At 61.8% G+C, this 17,008-nt stretch carries 16 protein-coding genes; 3 read left to right on the forward strand and 13 right to left on the reverse strand.

What is annotated here, in order from left to right:
• Positions 1 to 540 precede the first annotated feature (540 nt).
• From HMPREF3092_RS00200 to HMPREF3092_RS00215, 4 genes are all read right to left on the reverse strand, one after another.
• Entirely contained in the window at positions 541 to 1,305 is a 765-nt protein-coding gene (locus tag HMPREF3092_RS00200; protein ID WP_061942808.1) for a TSUP family transporter, read from the reverse strand.
• 211 nt (positions 1,306 to 1,516) lie between these two features.
• Complete coding sequence (locus HMPREF3092_RS11375) at positions 1,517 to 2,317, reverse strand: septal ring lytic transglycosylase RlpA family protein (RefSeq protein ID WP_062021438.1); 801 nt, start codon at positions 2,315 to 2,317, stop codon at positions 1,517 to 1,519.
• A 113-nt stretch (positions 2,318 to 2,430) separates the two neighbouring features.
• Positions 2,431 to 3,108, reverse strand: coding sequence for a septal ring lytic transglycosylase RlpA family protein (locus HMPREF3092_RS11380; RefSeq protein ID WP_218078995.1), 678 nt, complete (start codon positions 3,106 to 3,108; stop codon positions 2,431 to 2,433).
• Between the two features lie 70 nt (positions 3,109 to 3,178).
• Positions 3,179 to 3,598 carry a hypothetical protein gene (locus tag HMPREF3092_RS00215; protein ID WP_061942814.1) on the reverse strand — a complete coding sequence of 140 codons (420 nt, stop codon included), beginning with the start codon at positions 3,596 to 3,598 and terminating at the stop codon, positions 3,179 to 3,181.
• Between the two features lie 113 nt (positions 3,599 to 3,711).
• Here HMPREF3092_RS00215 and HMPREF3092_RS00220 point away from each other — a divergent pair, with 113 nt between their 5' ends.
• Positions 3,712 to 4,053: an RNA polymerase-binding protein RbpA gene (locus HMPREF3092_RS00220; protein ID WP_019174989.1), complete on the forward strand. Its 342-nt coding sequence runs from the start codon at positions 3,712 to 3,714 to the stop codon at positions 4,051 to 4,053.
• Positions 4,054 to 4,187: 134 nt separating this feature from the next.
• On the opposite strand, the gene HMPREF3092_RS00225 is transcribed toward HMPREF3092_RS00220, so the two are convergent.
• Together HMPREF3092_RS00225 and HMPREF3092_RS11265 are read right to left on the reverse strand one after the other, a co-directional pair.
• On the reverse strand, positions 4,188 to 4,916 hold the full coding sequence (locus HMPREF3092_RS00225) for a polyprenol monophosphomannose synthase (RefSeq protein WP_070423431.1): 729 nt from the start codon (positions 4,914 to 4,916) through the stop codon (positions 4,188 to 4,190).
• Entirely contained in the window at positions 4,916 to 5,866 is a 951-nt protein-coding gene (locus HMPREF3092_RS11265) for an amidohydrolase family protein (protein WP_176745673.1), read from the reverse strand. Before HMPREF3092_RS11265 ends, HMPREF3092_RS00225 begins: the two co-directional genes overlap by 1 nt.
• Positions 5,867 to 5,926: 60 nt before the next feature.
• Between HMPREF3092_RS11265 and HMPREF3092_RS00235 the strand changes: the two genes are divergently transcribed.
• Together HMPREF3092_RS00235 and secA2 are read left to right on the forward strand one after the other, a co-directional pair.
• The gene (locus tag HMPREF3092_RS00235; protein WP_070423432.1) at positions 5,927 to 7,630 is read left to right on the forward strand and encodes a 5'-3' exonuclease H3TH domain-containing protein; all 1,704 of its coding nucleotides are present in this window, start codon (positions 5,927 to 5,929) and stop codon (positions 7,628 to 7,630) included.
• A 17-nt stretch (positions 7,631 to 7,647) separates the two neighbouring features.
• On the forward strand, positions 7,648 to 9,903 hold the full coding sequence (gene secA2, locus HMPREF3092_RS00240; RefSeq protein ID WP_070423433.1) for an accessory Sec system translocase SecA2: 2,256 nt from the start codon (positions 7,648 to 7,650) through the stop codon (positions 9,901 to 9,903).
• A 2-nt stretch (positions 9,904 to 9,905) separates the two neighbouring features.
• On the opposite strand, the gene HMPREF3092_RS00245 is transcribed toward secA2, so the two are convergent.
• From HMPREF3092_RS00245 to HMPREF3092_RS00275, 7 genes are read right to left on the reverse strand one after another with little or no spacing between them, the layout of a single operon-like run.
• A complete protein-coding gene (locus HMPREF3092_RS00245) occupies positions 9,906 to 12,602 on the reverse strand; it encodes a DEAD/DEAH box helicase (protein ID WP_070423434.1) in 2,697 nt (898 codons plus the stop codon).
• Positions 12,603 to 12,616: 14 nt separating this feature from the next.
• Positions 12,617 to 13,423 carry a twin-arginine translocase subunit TatC gene (gene tatC, locus HMPREF3092_RS00250; protein ID WP_083272000.1) on the reverse strand — a complete coding sequence of 269 codons (807 nt, stop codon included), beginning with the start codon at positions 13,421 to 13,423 and terminating at the stop codon, positions 12,617 to 12,619.
• Positions 13,420 to 13,692: a twin-arginine translocase TatA/TatE family subunit gene (gene tatA / locus HMPREF3092_RS00255; RefSeq protein WP_062021417.1), complete on the reverse strand. Its 273-nt coding sequence runs from the start codon at positions 13,690 to 13,692 to the stop codon at positions 13,420 to 13,422. Before tatA ends, tatC begins: the two co-directional genes overlap by 4 nt.
• 16 nt (positions 13,693 to 13,708) lie before the next feature.
• Positions 13,709 to 14,635 carry a WYL domain-containing protein gene (locus HMPREF3092_RS00260; RefSeq protein WP_070423435.1) on the reverse strand — a complete coding sequence of 309 codons (927 nt, stop codon included), beginning with the start codon at positions 14,633 to 14,635 and terminating at the stop codon, positions 13,709 to 13,711.
• Positions 14,628 to 15,644, reverse strand: coding sequence for a helix-turn-helix transcriptional regulator (locus HMPREF3092_RS00265; RefSeq protein ID WP_070423436.1), 1,017 nt, complete (start codon positions 15,642 to 15,644; stop codon positions 14,628 to 14,630). Before HMPREF3092_RS00265 ends, HMPREF3092_RS00260 begins: the two co-directional genes overlap by 8 nt.
• Before the next feature lie 2 nt (positions 15,645 to 15,646).
• Positions 15,647 to 16,021, reverse strand: coding sequence for an FKBP-type peptidyl-prolyl cis-trans isomerase (locus HMPREF3092_RS00270; RefSeq protein WP_019174999.1), 375 nt, complete (start codon positions 16,019 to 16,021; stop codon positions 15,647 to 15,649).
• Between the two features lie 12 nt (positions 16,022 to 16,033).
• Positions 16,034 to 16,981 (reverse strand): FKBP-type peptidyl-prolyl cis-trans isomerase, encoded by a 948-nt coding sequence (locus HMPREF3092_RS00275; protein WP_256174341.1) that lies wholly within the window; start codon positions 16,979 to 16,981, stop codon positions 16,034 to 16,036.
• Positions 16,982 to 17,008 lie beyond the last annotated feature (27 nt).

A 17,008-nucleotide genomic window follows, 5' to 3' on the forward strand; every position in this document is an offset into this window, starting at 1 on the left:
GCCCCCTATATCCCATCGCTTAAACGTCTGAATTGTTACTCGAGAATACGATAGCTATCGGGGCAATGGAATACCCTGCTGAAAGCGCTGCCATCCGCGTTGCCCAGACCGTAGGGCGGTAAACGAATCTGTGATTCCGATACTTACCGCCTCCAAAAATGTGCATCAACAAGGATGGATGGGTCCCAGTTAGCGATCCGCGACGATGATACGAGTTTGGCTTTCGGTCCCCGACTTTGTCGAAGCCGAAGGACAGCGATGCCACCACCTGCCGAAGTTTTCTGAGTTGCGAGGGTCCTCAAGCCCGGGCGTTACGACCTTACGACCGTAGTTGTCAGCGAAATCGTTGTGCTGGTCGACCGGGTTTTCGGCTTTCACGTACTATCCACGTTTGTGATGGCTTACGCTTACAGTGTCCGCCGGAACTTGGAGCCGACTTTGGTGCGGTTGGAGGGCGGATCGATGAGATCAGTGCGCCGATGGCGACTGGCAATATGGTCGCACCGACTATTGTGAGTGTAGGTAAGCCAGGGGAGCGGCTCAGGCGAAGAACTGGTCGTAGGTGAGTTTGCCCGCCATGATGACGACAACGCAGAGAATCACGATGCGGACGAAGCCGGCGCCGCGACCGAGCACCATGCGCGCGCCAATGCGGGCGCCGATGATGTTCGTTACGGCGAGGCCCAGGCCCAGCAGCCACAGGACATCACCGCGCAGCCCGAACACAATGAGCGCGCCGAGATTGGTAGCGACGTTGAGGACCTTCGCCCAGGCTGCACTTGTCATAAAATCTCCGCGCATGAGCGCCGTGAGAGACATGATGAAGAACAGGCCGGTGCCGGGCCCGAATGCGCCGTCGTAGATGCCGATGGCCAGAATGATCGCTGCACCTGCTGTCCACGAGCGCTTTGACATAATGCGCGGCTCGCTGTCACGGCCAAAGGATGGGCGCAGCAGGACGAAGAAGCCGACGGCAACGAGGACGACGATGATGATCGGCCGCATGATGTGCTGATCAACGCTGGCAGCGATGAGCGCGCCGATGGCCGCGCCGACCAGAGCCAGGGGAGCCCAGCGCAGAGCGCCAAGAGCGTTTGGAACGCGGCGAGCGAGAGTAATGGCGGCACTCGTTGTGCCGAAAACCGCGGCGAGCTTGTTGGTGCCAAGTGCCTGAGCGTTCGTCAGTCCCGGAGCCATGATCATGATGAGTGGCAGCAGGATGAGTCCGCCGCCGCCGACAACGGCGTCAATCCATCCGGCGGCGAGAGAGCCCGCGAGAAGCACGGTGATGACTGTCATCGACATCGGGGAAGCGGCCTCTCAATCTTTACTTAACATAATGTATATTATCGGCGCTTATGGCAAAGGTGGCGTCACAGGACTGTTTCGCTGGCGAAGTCTCTGAGCTCAGACCGGATTGTCTGCTTGCTGTGCGGGACACGGCGCACTGCGCTTAGCCTGTCGTGACACACAGAAAGCGGCGCACTGCGCTGCGCCGCTTTCTGTATGCGTTATGTCAGAGAACCTGCCACTTGACGGTAGCAACTCCGTCGCCGCCGATCTGGTTCATTGCGGCGGTGGAAAGGTCCAGGCAGCGATTGCCGTGGTACGGTCCGCGGTCATTGATGCGGACGGTGACAGACTTTCCGTTGCTTGTATTCGTGACCTTGACGCGACTGTTGAACGGCAGCGTTTTGTGTGCTGCGGTCATTGCGTTGCGATTGAACCGTTCGCCGTTGGCGGTCTTCCTGCCGTGGAAGCCGTCACCCTGGCCGTAGGTCGAAGCTGGGCACGAACCGGCCTTGCCCGATGCCTTTGTGTTCTTCGGCTTGCCGCTGTCGCTGGCAGCGGCACCTGAGCCGGCCTTGTTGCCGCTCTTCTTGGAGGTACTGCCGGACTTGCCGGAGCTGCCCGCGGAGTTCGAGCTGCCTGCACTGCCCGACTGGGTGTCTTCAGCCGGCTCTTCTTCCTTGACGGACAGAGAACGCGCGCTGTCTTTCTGCTGCTTTTCGGCGTCCTTGGCAGCCTTTTCGGCAGCCGAGGTGTCGGGTGCGTCTGCTGCCGGAGCCGCATTCTGGGTGAACTGGGTCTGTTCGTCTTCTGCGCTTGGCGTTACAGCGAAGCCGGCTGCAACGATGCTTGCCGCAGCTGCGGTCGGTACGGCAATTGCTGCCAGGACCGGGCGGCGGCCTGCAGAGGCGAGGACTCCAGCGGCAGACTTCGGTTCGCTCCCGTAGCGCCCACGCTTGGACGAACGGCGAAAGAGGTCAAAAATGCTTCCGGAGGCCTTGGTGCCTTCAGCGCGGTGTTTGCTCACAGATCTTCCAATCGCAGATGAAAGTTTCGGAACGATAACGCAATGCTATATCAATTCGTAACGGAAAGGTAACGGAGCTGGGGTGTGTTTGAGCACGTTCCCCAAAGGGCGGTTTACAGCACCTGGTAGGAAACAGTGATGACGCCGGCTCCTGTTCCACCCACAGCCTTCATTGCCGCGGTCGAAAGGTCGAGGCAACGGCCTGCAACGTACGGTCCGCGGTCATTGATGCGAACCGTGACGGACTTGCCGTTTGCCTTGTTCGTCACCTTTACGCGGCTGTTGAACGGCAGTGACTTGTGCGCGGCAGTGAGGTCGTTTGTGTTGAAACGCTCACCGGTGGCGGTCATCTGATCCTGCCAGTAGTACGAGGCCTTGCACGTGCCACCTGATCCGGATGCCTTGGTGTTGGCCTTTGGTTCAGACTTGCTGGACGCGCTCTTGCTTGATCCGCTCTTGCCAGAGGAGCTGTTGGCCTTCTCCCCCGCGTCCGATTCGGACTTTTCGGGTTCGGGCAGGGTCATGGAACCGGAAGCCTTCTTCTGTTCCTTTTCGGCCTTTGCCTGGGCGTCCTTCCGCTGCTTGTCGGCAGTGTCGTCTGTCGTTGCTTCGGGTGCGACCTTGCTTTCGAAGGCCTGGGGTTCTTCTGCAGCTCCGGGAGCGGCGGCGAAACCGGCAGCCGTAATCGCAGCTGCTGCGGCAGTTGGAACCGCGATGGCTGCAAGAACTGGACGTCGGCGGCTGGCGCGCAGAATGTCGGATGCCCGCAGGGTCTTCGAAGCCTTCGGCACAGTGTCACCTCTCGTTGCGAATCTGTAACGAGAGGCAAGTTTAGGTAACAAACAGGTTACGAAGCAAGCTCTACGCGCGGTCCTCGTTGTGATCTGTGCCGGAAAAACGCCGCGCGGCAGACTTAGCTTTCGTGCGCGCTCCGGCAATTCCGCTCTTCACACCGTCGGTTGAAGCTCCGCTCATTTTTCCTATGCGTTCGACCGTCGTATCAATGCTGTCGCTGACCCTGTCGATGAGTCCTCCGTCAACGGCTGCTGCACCCGCGGCTGTTTTTGCTGTGCGCGCTGCAGCTGATCCGGCGCTCTTGAGCCTCTCCCCTGCCGTTTTCGCCTGGCCGGCGAACTTGGACACCGACTGCGCTGTGCGCTCAGCGCGTGTGCGCGCTTTCAGATAGGTCATGTGGGCGCGTTTGAAGCTGGACTGTTCTTCTTTTGTCCACACGCCGTCGGGTTCGATCGGTTCGCGGTGCGTGCGCGGGGCGTCGTTCATACATGTGATTGTGGCACCTTGGCCTTAACGGGTCGTGTGTGCCTGGAATACTCGGCGGCGTTAGACTTGTTGTCTGCTTGAATACCCGCCCACCGAGTGAGAGGTTCAGTCACATGAGCGAACGCAGCCTGCGGGGCACCCAGCTTGGCTCCCGGTCCCTGGAATCGGAAGTCGGTGTCGAGCCGGCACCTCGTCAGCTTGTCGAATTCGTTTGCGAAGACGGCCACCGGTTCAAAGTTCCGTTCTCGACGGACGCAGATGTTCCGGACACGTGGGATTCCGGTACTCACGGCATCGGCATGCGCGTTGGTGTGTCCGAAGTCGAAGAAGAGGACGCTAAGCCAGCCCGCACTCACTGGGACATGCTCATGGAGCGCCGGTCGATGGAAGAGCTCCAGGTGATCCTGGAGGAGCGCCTGGCTATTCGCCGCGGCGAGAAGGCCCCCGAGGTCTGACCGCCCGCCCGCTTAAACGTGTGAGGGCCCGAAGCAGGAATACTGCTTCGGGCCCTCTTCTGTTGGTCTGCTTCCCCGGCCGCGGCCGGGTTCTTCTGGCGAGGTTCCGCCGGGCTTCCTCTTGCTGTGTTCAGTCAGCGACGCAGAAGGCTGCGCACCTGCTGACTGCGGCGCTGCAGACCCCAGCGGGCAACATTGACGAAAGCCTCGCTGATGATGCTGCCGGACATCTTTGAAGCTCCCAGCTCACGTTCAACGAAGATGATGGGCACCTCGACAATCCTTGCCCCGGCACGGCGGGCACGGACGGTCATATCGATCTGGAAGCCGTAGCCGTGGGACTGCACACCGGCCAAGTCGATCCGCTGCAGCAGATTGCGCGAATAGGCGCGGAAGCCAGCAGTCGCATCGGCCACGTGCAGCCCGATCGCCACATTGGCGTACAGGTTCGCCCCGCGTGAAAGCACATTTCGGTTCAGCGGCCAGTTGACCACCTCTCCCCCGCGCACCCAGCGAGATCCGATGGCCAGCTCAGCTCCGCCTCGTACGGCTTTGAGAAGCAGAGGCAGGTCGCGGCCCCGGTGAGAGCCGTCGGCGTCCATCTGGCAGATGACGTCGTAGTCGTGGGCCAGCGCCCACGTGAAGCCGGCAACATATGCCGGTCCCAGGCCTGCCTTTTCGGTTCGGCGCATAACGTGCACGCGGCCATCGCCGAGCTCTTCAGCCCAGTCGGCTGTTCCGTCCGGGGAACCGTCGTCAATGACGAGAACATCGACATCAGGCGAGTATTCGAATATCGCCTTCAGCGTGTTCGGCAGCGATTCGCGTTCGTTGTACGTGGGGATGCAGACGAGTACGTGCATCAGGAGTCCAGTTCGACCGGTTCGCCTGCGCTCCACAGCGACACGAGCTCCGGAAGCGGAGTGCCCGGGGTCAGATCCGGCAACCCGGGCGTTCCTGAACGCGGGTCTGTGCTCCACGCCGCAACGCGTTCGTCAGCAGCCTGAACAACCAGGTTCTCAACCTTCCACCGTGCAATGTCCGCACGGCTGCCCGGCGCGATCACTCCCCCGCCGAAGTTGCCTAGCGCACGTTCGGCAAAGCGCGTCAGGCAGTTGAACGCAGCACGACCGCTGAGCGTGGAACCGGGGGCGAAAATCGCCTGCCGCATGGCCTCCCACGGTTCACATGACGAGGCGAAGCTCACCTGTGCGCCCTCGCGCAGCAAAGCACCGACCGGCTGGGCAAAAGTGCGCGGGTTCACAGTGAGCGGAAGGGGCGACTGGCCGAGCGGGTCTGCGAAGTCTTCGGGAATCTGCACATTGGCGAACACGCGCCAGCCATTGCGGGCCGCGTGGCGCTTGAAGTCCGCGTCTGCCAGAGCCTCGATATAGCTATTCAGGGCTTCGAGGTCATCAAGGATGACATACACGGCTGCGTCAGGGCGGTCGTCCGGCAGTCCAACGTGAGCACGCCGGTCACCCGTGCCGTCGAGGCTGTAGCCGACAACGCGCAGCGGACCAGCATGCTCTGCGAAGGTCCTAAGCTGCTCGTCGGTGCCGATTGCGTGGACAGACACGATTCCAGCCGCAAGAAAATCACGCGGGGTCGCTTCTTCGCTGCGCAGGTCGACCGTTGTGATCATGGCCGGGGCAGCGAAATCATCGTGCAGATCAATGAGCTCAGAGCCCATCGCCTGCGCGGCCTCATCGCCGCCCACCCAGTCCACGACGTCACCACTGACAGACGCGGCCGTCGCAAAGGGGTCGGCACTGCTGTAGACATCACCGTTGTACAGAACGAAATTCACCACCCTGCGATTCTTGCAGACGTTCCCCCGGCGTGTGATGGCGGCTCGGGTAGGCTGAGCCGCGTGAGCAGACTCGTCGTTCTCGATACCCCCGCCCTGTACTACCGGTCTTTTTACGCTCTGCCCTCGAGCATCACAGCCGCAGACGGCACACCGGTCGGGGCTCTGCGCGGCCTGCTGGACACAATTGCGGGCCTGGCTGACGATCTTCGCTCCACGCGGATCGTCGCAGCCATGGACGGCGACTGGCGACCGGCCTTTCGGACAGCCATCGTCCCGGAGTACAAAGCTCAGCGCGTACAGGACGAAGAGACGGGATCGGAAACTCCCGACGACCTGAAACCGCAGATCCCCCTCATCCGCGAAGCCCTCCGACTGGCGGGGATCCCTGTTCTCGAAATCCCCGAAACAGAAGCCGACGACATCATCGGATCCTTTGCCGCGCAGATGGGCCCGGATGACGAACTCGTAGTTGTCTCCCCCGACCGAGACCTCATTTCAGTGCTGCGCGAAGACCGCAGAATCCAGCTGCATCGGCCCCGTCCGAAGGGCCAGTGGGCACCGCTGACATATGCGGATGTGCCCACCGAATACGGGGTTAAGGGTGGGGCTCCGTACCGCGAAATGGCCGCCCTGCGCGGGGATCCTTCCGATGGTCTGCCCGGAGTTCCCGGCATCGGCGAAAAGACCGCGGCAAAGCTGCTGGCCGGCTACGGCGGCCTGGACGAACTCTTCCGTGCGGCAGCCAGCGGAGCAAAAGACCACGGCCTGAGCCCCAAACGCGCTGCGGCTCTCTTAGAGAACGAAGACGCAGTGCGCCGAGCCGAAAAGGTCATGACGGTTCTAGAAGACCTCGATGTCCTGTACGCCGCCCAGGATGCCGCGGCGGTGCCGCAGCGCATGAACCGCGAAGCACTGCGAGCATTCGGCACCCAGTGGAGCACAGACCGGGCCGTTGCCCGCCTTCTGAAGACACTGGGTGGCGAGGTGCCGCCGACACCCGCCGGCACCTCGCCGGCTGTCGACCGACGGGTGAGCAAGAACCAGCTCCCCGCCTTCACGGGCCCGTCCTGGACCACGTCCGAACTGTGGGGCTTTGACCTCGAAACAACGGGACTGGACCCGCACACCGTGCATATTGTGACGGCCGCCTGCGTGCGCCTCGGCAGGGTGAACGGCGGCGTCTCACCGCTGGAGACCCGCACGTGGCTGGCCGACCCGGGAATCGAGATCCCCGAGGCCGCCAGCAGCGTGCACGGCATCACCAGTGACTACGCGCGTAAGCACGGAGCAGACCGCACCGCTGTTGTTGCCGAAGTGATTGCGTGCTTGGAGAGCATACGCCGCCGCGGCGGCAACGTTGTCGGACACAACATCGTCTACGACCTCACGGTGCTCGAAGCTGAACGCCGCCGCTTGGGACTGCCCACACCCGTTGCCGATGTTCTGCCGCCTATTTTCGACACCCTGGTCCTTGATCGGGAAGTGGACCGTTTCCGCAGGGGCAAGCGGACGCTCGCAGACCTGTGTACCGTGTGGGGTGTCGAGCTGGACAACCACCACGACGCTCTGGCTGATGCGACTGCCGCCGGCTGCATTCTGTGGGCCATGGCGGACAAACATCAGCTGCTGGCTTCTGGATCGGGCGAAGAGCTGCACGCAGCACAGATCGAATGGAAGCGTGCACAGGCGGCTGATCTCGAGGAGTTTCTGCGTTCCAAAGGGCGCCACGCTACGATAAACCCCGATTGGCCTCTGGAAATCTAAAGCTGAGAGGAACGACTATGGGCTTTTTCGACCGACTGCTGGGCCGCCCCGGAGCGCAGGCAGACAAACGTGTCGGCTGGTTCGCAAAAGCCCAGGACGACCTCGATCGCTACGGCGAAGAGTACGCGGATCTGCCGGATGAAGAACTGGCAGAAACCGCAGCGAAGCTGTTCACCCTGGAGGACCGCCGCGAATCGCTCACCCGCTACGCGGCGCTTGTGCGAGAAGCTGCTGACCGGGCGCTGGGCGAACGGCCCTACTTCACACAGCTGAAAGGCCTCATCGGCTTGCTCGACGGCATGGTCGTGCAGATGCTTACGGGTGAGGGCAAGACCCTTGTCGGCGCGATGGCTGCAGGCGGCTACGCGCTGCAGGGCCGCACCGTTCACGTGGTGAGCGTCAACGACTACCTGGCTGCCCGTGACGTCGAGTGGATGCGTCCCCTGTTCGACCTGCTGGGTGTGACCGCAGCATCGGTGGGCGAATCTGATTCGGAAGAGTCTCGCCGAAAGTCCTACACGCAGGAAGTCGTGTACGCCTCGGTGCAGGAAGTCGGCTTTGACACTCTGCGCGACCGTTTCCTCACTCAGGGCCAGAAGCCCCGCATTGCCCAGCGTGATGTCGTGATCGTCGACGAGGCTGACTCGGTTCTCATTGACGAGGCGAGGGTCCCGCTGGTTTTGGCCGGCACCGCAAGCGTCGAGCAGGTCGATGCCGAGATCACGCGCCTTGTTGCCGGGCTGGAAGCCGGCAAGCACTACGAACTGTCTCACGATCGCACCGCTGTGTCCCTGACGGAAGCCGGCATCGACGCCGTCGAAGAAGCCCTTGGCGTGGACCTATACGGTGACGATGCGGAAACGCTGGCCGCGGTCAACCTCGCCCTGTACGCACTGGCCGTTGTCCACCGGGATGTCGACTACCTCGTTGTCGACGGCAGCATCAAGCTGATTTCGGATTCCCGAGGCCGCGTTGCTGACCTGCAGCGTTGGCCAGATGGCCTGCAGGCCGCCGTTGAAGCCAAGGAAGGCCTGACAACGTCGTCATCCGGTGAAATCCTCGACCAGATGACAGTCGAAGAGCTCATCCAGACCTACAGCACCGTGTGCGGTATGACGGGTACTGCGCTGGCCGTCGGCGATGACCTCAAAGAGTTCTACGACCTCGAAATCAGTGCTGTTGAGCCCAACGAGGAGGTCATCCGCATTGATGAGCCAGACCGCCTGTACACGTACCAGGAGTCCAAAGAGCGGGCTATTGTCGACCAGGTTCTCGAAGAGCACCGCGAAGGTCGGCCGATCCTGATCGGCACCCGTTCGGTTGCTGAATCCGAAAGCCTCGCGCACAGGCTCAAGCAGCGCGGAGTCGAGGTCAGGGTTCTCAACGCCAAAGACGATTCACGCGAAGCAGACATCATTGCCCGGGCCGGTGAATCCGGCGCTGTCACCGTGTCTACCCAGATGGCAGGCCGCGGAACCGATATTCGCCTAGCTGACGACGAGGCACGCGACGCGGGCGGTCTGCTCGTCATCGGCGCTGGCCGCTATGACTCATCACGCCTAGACGATCAGCTGCGCGGACGCTCCGGCCGCCAGGGCGACCCGGGAACATCAGTGTTCTTCACCAGCCTGGAAGACGAACTGCTCACCCGCGTTCCCGAAATCCAGCGCTTTGTGGAAGACGGCGACGAAACCGGCTTCATCCAGTCGCGCAAAGCGGCCCAACTGGTCGAACACGCCCAGCGCATGGCTGAAGGTGAAAACACCGGCGTCCACCGTGACACCAGGCGCTTCAACGACCTCATGTCGAAGCAGCGCAAACAGGTGCTCAGCCGCCGCGAGGCTGTGCTCACGGAGGACTACGGCATTGATGAGCTGCTGGAAAAAGTCAGAGACCGTGACGATGTCAAGTCCGCAGGCGACGACGCTGTTCGTGACGCGCTGCGCGATATTCTCCTGTTCCAGATCGACGACCGCTGGGTGGCCCACCTGGCGTTTCTGAACGATCTGCGTGAAGGCATTCACCTGCGCACACTGGCAAAAGAGCGTCCGCACGAGGCGTTCAACAAGGAGTCCATGGCGCAGTTCAGCCAGTTCTGGACTGATGTCATGGCAGGCACCGAGGACGTGCTCGAGGAAGTCGAATTCACCTCTGACGGGGTCGATCTGCCGGCCATCGGCATGAAGCGGCCCTCGTCAACGTGGACCTATGTTGCCGCCGAATCGACCTTTGGTTCCGATATCGAGGCTGTGGTCAAGCGGATTCGCCGCTGATATCAGTAGTGGTCCATGACCACGCCGCGGCGCATAGCGTCTGCAGCGCGAGCAATTGTCTCCGCCGATTCTGGGCCCACAACGTTCTCAATCTGGCCCAGGACGTCGAGTGTCTGCTTGGCCCAGCGGACGAAGTCACCGGCTGAGATGTCTGTGCCCTCGAGCGCTGCGGCAAGATTTTTGCCGTCTGTCCACCTGTAGATCGGCACGGCAATCCCGGATTCAGGCTCTGGGGTGATGGCCGTTCGAGCATCGCTTTCGGTCTTTGCGAGTGTGCGCCACAGGTCTTCCAAAGCGCCCACGCACTGTCGCAGAGTTTGAGTGGGCATGCGCGTATGGGTCAAAAGCTCGCGCCTGCTTTCATACACGAGGCACGACGCCATTGCCGCAGCTTCCGGTTCTGTCAGGCCCTCCCACAGTCCGGCGCGCACCGACATGGCGATCAGCAGGTCCCGATCACCGTAGATGCGCCGCAGAATCGCGGTGTCATCCGGCAGGAATTCCAGGGTCCGCAGAACCGAGCAGACTCGGTCGAACACCTCGGCAATTGACGAGGTGCGCGATGTTATCTGGCTGGTGAGCTTTGCTCGGTCGCGTTCAAGCCGGTGTGCCCTTTCGGCCCACCGGGCGTGCTGTTCGCGTTCGGGGCAGTCATGACACGGGTGGGCGCGCATCTGCTGGCGCAGCGCGTCAACATCCTCCGAACCGACCTTAGGGCCCTTGGTCTTGCGCACCTGAACAGTGGCCGGATCTTTGACGCGTCCCTGTTCGATGGCCTGATCCAGGATGTCGAGCAGGCGGTTGCGTTCACGCGGATTACGGTGATTGAACTTTCGCGGGCTTTTGATTTTGCCGAGGCTCACCGCAGGTTCTGTGACTTCGTGCGGGCGCAGGTGCCACACCTTGCCGGCGCTCGTGAGCACGGTCGGCAGACGCAGGCCGGTGTGGTCGTTGTGCATGGGATTGAGCACAACGCATGCGCCGAATTTCAGCCTTGACGGCAGGAGGATGACACTGCCGAACTGCAGGTGCGACAGAGATTCGACAACGTCGCGCTGCTTGAGCTTTGTGCGCTGCTTGCCCGCCTGCTTCTCCATTTGCGCAATGGAAAGGCGGTAGCCGAAGTACTCCGAGAAATCACCCCGGTCGCACTGTGCGGCCTCCCTGTAGCCGGCAAGCGCTTCGTCTGTTTTGCGCACCCGTTTGGCAAGGCCGACAACTGATGAGTCGGCCTGGTACTGGGCGAACGAGGTTTCCAGCACCTTCCGTGCGTCATCGTGAGTCATGCGGGCAAGCAGGTTCGCAGCCATGTTGTAGGTGGGCACAAAGCGGCTGTTGAGCGCGTAGGTTCGCTTAGAAGCAAGGGAGGCGATGTCAGCGACTTCGATCGTGGGATGCCACACCGTGACCGCGTGCCCCTCGATGTCGATGCCGCGTCTGCCGGCACGGCCCGTCAGCTGCGTGTACTCCCCCGGCGTGATCTGCACGTGGGATTCGCCGTTGAACTTCTTGAGCTTGTCGAGCACCACCGAACGGGCCGGCATGTTGATGCCCAGAGCCAGCGTTTCGGTTGCGAACACAACCCGCATGAGTCCTTCGACGAACAGCTTTTCGACAAGCTCCTTGAACTGCGGGATGAGACCGGCGTGATGGACGCCGAAACCGGACATGAGACCGGCGGCGAAAGAACGGAAGCCGAGGACACCGAGGTCTTCGGCGACCAGGGACTCTTCGAGTTCTTCCAAGGCAGCAGCGATCTTGCGCTTTTCATTCTTCGTGGTCAGGTCCAGACCCGCGGCCAAACAGTGATCGAGCGCTTCATCGCAGCCCTTGCGGCTGAAGATGAAGAAAATGGCCGGCAGCAGCGACAGTTTGTCGAGTTCCGCGATGACAGCAGCCCGAGCCGGGCGCATGAAGCGGTGCCGAGCTCCGCCTCGGCGGCGGTCACGGCGGGAGCCGAAACCGGAGTACGGGCGGACAGCAGCCTCGAGACCCTTGTTGATGTCTTTGCCGTTCGGCGCGAACAGCGGCATCAGATCAGTGCCGACGGCAACGTGGTTGTGCAGCGGAACCGGACGGTGTTCGGACACGATGATGTCGGTGGTGCCGCGAACCTCTGCCAGCCAGGCACCGAACTCTTCCGCGTTCGACACGGTTGCAGACAAGCTGACAAGCAACACGTGAGCCGGCAGGTGGATGATGACCTCTTCCCACACCGGTCCGCGGAACCTGTCCCCCAGGTAGTGCACTTCATCGAGCACCACAAAGCCGAGTTCAGACAGATCAGTGCCCGAATAGATCATGTTGCGCAGAACCTCGGTTGTCATGACGACGATCTGCGCATCGCGGTTGATGCTCGTATCCCCAGTCAGCAGGCCAACGCGGTCAGCCCCGTACGCCTCAACGAGCTCATTGAACTTCTGGTTGGACAGAGCCTTAATCGGCGCGGTGTAGAAGACACGCACTCCGCGGGCAACAGCCAGCGCAATCGAGAACTGAGCGACAACAGTCTTACCAGCACCCGTGGGTGCGGCAACAAGAACAGAGTGATCATCCTGCAGACTGCGGCATGCGCGCAGCTGGAAGTCATCGAGTTCGTAGTCCAGGGAACGGCGGAAAGCCTCCAGTGGTGAACCCGCTTCGCTCTGGCGCTGGAGAAACTGTGAATATGCGTCAGCCGGAGACAGGTTGGATTCCATGTCCCCCAGTCTACTCAGTCAATAGGTTCGACCCACGTGCCGTCGGCGATCCGGCGGCGCTTGCGGCCCCGATCGATGATCGCGCAGATGAGCCAGGCCAGAAAGAACATGAACAGCATCGGGATGACCAGGTAGAACATCGACACGGCATCTGGCGTGGGTGTGGCAATAGCGGCGAAGACGAAGACGAGCACCACCAGCCACCGCCAGGACCGGCGGATGGTCCTGGCTGACAGCAGGTCGAGCATGTTGAGCCCCACCATGAGGACAGGCAGCACGAAGGCAGCACCGAAGGCGATGATGACGACGGTGACGAACGACAGGTAGTCCTGTGCGGGAACGATGTACGAGGTTCCCTGCGGCACGAGTCCGCCCATTGTGCGCACCGCATTGGGCAGAGCGAAGAACGCAAGGGCGCCGCCGGCTAAGAAAAGCGGCAGCGCGGTGCCGAGGAAGCCGATGGTGTAGAGCTTCTCCTTGCGGTGCAGCCCGGGCATGATGAACGCCCAGATTTCGTAGAGCCACACCGGGGCAGAAAGGATGATGCCGATGAAGATCGAGATTTTGATCTTCATGTCGAAGGGCGAAACGACACCGGCGAAATTGAGCATGGCGGTTTTACCATCCGCTGCTGCAATGTCATCCAGCGGCTTCTGCAGAAGACCGAGAACGTCGTCGTAGAGGAACCAGCCGAGAACCGAGGCGATGAGCAGGGCAACGGCTGCCACTATCGCCCTGTTGCGAAGCTCCCGGAAATGATCGAGGAGCTTCATTCGCTTCTGCGGATTGCCCTTCAGCGGCAGGCGCTTGCGCGGGCTCACTTTCGCTTGTCGTCGTCCGCTTCGGTCTGCGCCGATGCCTGTTCGCCGGCGCTGTCAGAGCTGCCGGGCTGTGCGTTCTTTGATTCGATGGAACTGGGGTCCTTGGGAGCTGAGACGCTCGGTTCGTCCTTGCCGAAGTCCTTCATTTCGTCGCGGAAGATCTTCATCGACTTGCCGACGTTCTTGGCGACACCGGGCAGGCGGGAAGCGCCGAAGATCAGAACGATCACCAGAACGACGATGACGATTTGCCAGATTCCGGGTCTCACATGTGCTCCTTAGTTGTCAGCGTGCCCCACCAGTGTACTCGCCTGCTTCGCCTTGTTCGATAACGCGCTTCAGAATGCCGAGCGCGTTGGCCAGATCGGGCACCGGGTCGATTGAGCGGATCCAACGGCCCCACTGCAGAAGCTGACGATCCAGCCACGCCTGAGAGAGAACCGTGATGGTGCCGTAGGCGATGCCTGCTGCGTCGTCGAACTCAACGTCGCGAAAGGCGAACTCGTCCAGAATCCACGCCGCTGCCGAGGCGAAGCCAAAGCGGTAGTCAATGGGTTCTTCTGTTTTCTGGGGTGCAGGAGCGATGTCGGCGGCGCCGTCTGCCAGAGCGGCTGTTTCGATGTTGTCGACGCTGAACGTGCGCTCTCCCCCGGAGGTTTCACAGTAGGCGTCGAGGTACCAGCGGCCGGCCAGCCGCAGTCCGTGGGGACGGATGACGCGGCGGGTGAGTTCGTCCCGAGATGTGACGTAGTAGTCAATCACGATGGGCGTGCCGGAAGCTGAAGAACTCTGCAGGGCGCGGCGCAGGTCATCCGGAACGGCGGGCACGTCGACAACGGGCTCAGCCGAACGGTCGGCTGACTGCAGCTTGGCGCGCAGGTTTTCGATGCCGGCGACGTCAGGGTGAGCAGCCTGCAGATAGTCAAGCGCCACAACGAGGCTCGAGGCTTCCGCACCGCTGAGCCGCACAGGGGCATCGACTTCCGCGGCGTTCTCAATGAAAACGCCGTCGGGTCCCCAACGAGCGTCAATGAGGTCATCCGGCATGTGGCCGGGCCGACCGCTGACGAACAGCAGCTGAAGATCGTCTTCGATCGTTTCAACAGGGACGTTGAAGTGGGCGGCGAGGTCTTCCAGCTGCGTACCCGGATTCGCCGTGATGAAAGGAACGAGCCCCAACAGGCGCGACAGTCTCTGAGTTGCTTCACACATGCGCGTCTCCCCCGTTGTCAACCGACTCCAGTGCCGCCAGGGTGGCCTGAGCAAGCTCCACGTGGGCTTCGCGCAGTTCCTGCGGGGAGACAACGCTGACGCTGTCGCCGAACCCGAGCAGCTCTTCGGCGAAGGACTGCAGATCAGCAAACGGCACCTCGTACGTCCCGTCGGCGGTTTTTGTACCCCTCAGACGCAGGGGCCGGCCCTTGCCGGGCACGAGGCGGAGCACGGCTTTCTGCGTGTGGGTTCCGGTGTGTGCGGTCTCGCCTACCGCGCGGGGACTGACCGCGAAGTCTTCCGGCACTGCGTGGCGAAGAGATTCGGCCAGTGGCGTAATGCGTCCGACGATGCGGGACAGGCGGAAGGCACGCTGCGCTTTGCGCTCGAGGTCGTAGCCGACCACGTAGGTCTTCTCACCGCGGGTCAGCAGACAATATCCAACGACTTCGCGTCGCGAAGGGGCTGAGCCGGGCTTTCGATACTGAAAGCGCATGGGGCGCCGGTCAGCCACGTACGCCATGACTTCGGCATAGCGGCTATCAACAGCTCGCAGATCAAAAGCCGCGGCCGTGTCGATGCTTCCTGCCGGAGGGGCGGCTTGGCCACGCAGCTTGTTCACGGCTGCGACTGCCGCGCCGGAAACAGCGGAGCTGCGCATGACGTCGAGTGCGGCAGCCAGTAGCGAAATGTCCTCGGGACTCAGATCGATGGGCGGCAGCAGGTAGTCTTCGTCGCTGATCCGGTAGCCGTAGGCGGACTCGCCGGTGAACGGGTCGGACCAGTCGGTCGTGCTGATCTCAATGCCCAAATCCCGCAGTGCCTTCTTGTCGCGGTTGAACATCCGGTCGAAGGCTTCATCGTCTTTGTCGCGGTAGTCCGCGATTGTCTGGCGCAGAACATCGCGGTCGAGCCAACCGGAAACCGACCGCAGCGCGATGAGCAGGTTGAGCAGGCGCTCAGTCTGCCGACGCGCGCGGCCGGTCTTCGGACGGTCGATATCGGACATTGTCAGGCGATGGCCTCGAGATCGCAGACGAAGATAAGCGATTCACCCGGTGCGATGACACCGGGCACGCCCTGGCTGCCATACGCCAGGTGAGAGGGAATCCGCAGGGTGCGACGGCCGCCTACCTTCATGCCGAGCAGGCCCTGGTCCCAGCCGGGAATGACCATGCCGACGCCGACGCGGAAGTTCAGCGGCTGACCGCGGTCCCAGCTGGCATCAAACTGTTCGCCAGTGGAAAAGCCGACGCCGACGTAGTGAACGCTGACGGTGTCGCCGGCCTGGACTTCGCGGCCGGTACCCTCAATGTCGTCAATGATTTCGAGTTCTGTTGGGGCGCTTTCGCCGGGGAATTCGACTTCGGGTTTAGTGCGGGACACGAGAATCTCCAATCAGTTTGCGGCGAGAATGTCGACGACGAACACGAGAGTTTTGTTTGGGCCGATGTTCGGTGGGCTGCCGGCTTCGCCGTAGGCCATGTCCGGCGGTGCAATGAGCAGAACCTGCGAACCCACCTTCTGGCCTTCAAGACCTTCAGTCCAGCCCTTGATCACGCCGTCAAGCGGGAAAGTGGCCGGCTGACCGCGATCCCAGGACGAGTCAAAGGTCTTCGAGGAGTCATCCCACAGCCACCCGGAGTACTGAACCGTGACTTCCTGGTCCTTGCTGACCTTGGGGCCGTCACCTTCGATTGTCGGTTCGACGATGAACTTTTTCGGCGGATCGCCCTCGGGCTTGCTGATCGACGGCTTGCCGTTCTTATCGCGGCTGACCTGTGGGAGATCCTTCTTCTGCGGAAGCTCCTTGCCTTCGGCACGGGTCTTGAGCTCTTCGGTCTTCACAACGTCGATGACGTACAGGATGCTCGGTCCGTTTTCACCAGGGGTGGCGAGAGCAACGCGGGAGCCGACCTTCTGGCCGACGAGAGCATCGACGAGTTCCTTGGCAACCTGCTCTTCGTCCATGGGGAAGCCGGAGGGCTTGCCCTGGTCGTAGGTGGTCTGCTGGTTCTTCGGATCGTTGCCGTCGACGGTCGTCATGTGGGCGGTGACCTGTTCGCCGTCCTTGATGACGTCGCCGTCGCCTTCCGTGTAGACCTTTGATTCGGCCTTTTCGACGGCAAAGGGAGCTTCGAACTCGACCTTCGGCTTTTCGCCTTGCTTACCGCTGACCTTGACACCGTCGAGGCTCGTGGTTTTAGCCTCCTGTGCCTGCTGTGTTGCTGTGTTGTCAGCGCTCTGATCATCGCCCTTAGAGCAGCCTGTCAGAAGAAGCGCTGCGATGGCGGCGGAACCGATCACCTGTCTGCGCACGTAGATACATCCCTTTCGATAGCTCACGCCAATCCTAGTGGGGCGAGTCTGGGC

Source organism: Brevibacterium sp. HMSC24B04 (assembly GCF_001806835.1).
In the GTDB taxonomy this organism is placed as follows: domain Bacteria; phylum Actinomycetota; class Actinomycetes; order Actinomycetales; family Brevibacteriaceae; genus Brevibacterium; species Brevibacterium ravenspurgense.

Excerpts from the sequence above, each read along its gene's own strand:
- HMPREF3092_RS00215 (WP_061942814.1), bottom strand. The coding sequence starts at position 3,598 with ATGAACGACGCCCCGCGCACGCACCGCGAACCGATCGAACCCGACGGC.
- secA2 (WP_070423433.1), top strand. The coding sequence starts at position 7,648 with ATGGGCTTTTTCGACCGACTGCTGGGCCGCCCCGGAGCGCAGGCAGAC.
- HMPREF3092_RS00265 (WP_070423436.1), bottom strand. The coding sequence starts at position 15,644 with ATGTCCGATATCGACCGTCCGAAGACCGGCCGCGCGCGTCGGCAGACT.
- HMPREF3092_RS00260 (WP_070423435.1), bottom strand. The coding sequence starts at position 14,635 with ATGTGTGAAGCAACTCAGAGACTGTCGCGCCTGTTGGGGCTCGTTCCT.
- HMPREF3092_RS00225 (WP_070423431.1), bottom strand. The coding sequence starts at position 4,916 with ATGCACGTACTCGTCTGCATCCCCACGTACAACGAACGCGAATCGCTG.
- HMPREF3092_RS00245 (WP_070423434.1), bottom strand. The coding sequence starts at position 12,602 with ATGGAATCCAACCTGTCTCCGGCTGACGCATATTCACAGTTTCTCCAG.
- HMPREF3092_RS00220 (WP_019174989.1), top strand. The coding sequence starts at position 3,712 with ATGAGCGAACGCAGCCTGCGGGGCACCCAGCTTGGCTCCCGGTCCCTG.
- HMPREF3092_RS00200 (WP_061942808.1), bottom strand. The coding sequence starts at position 1,305 with ATGTCGATGACAGTCATCACCGTGCTTCTCGCGGGCTCTCTCGCCGCC.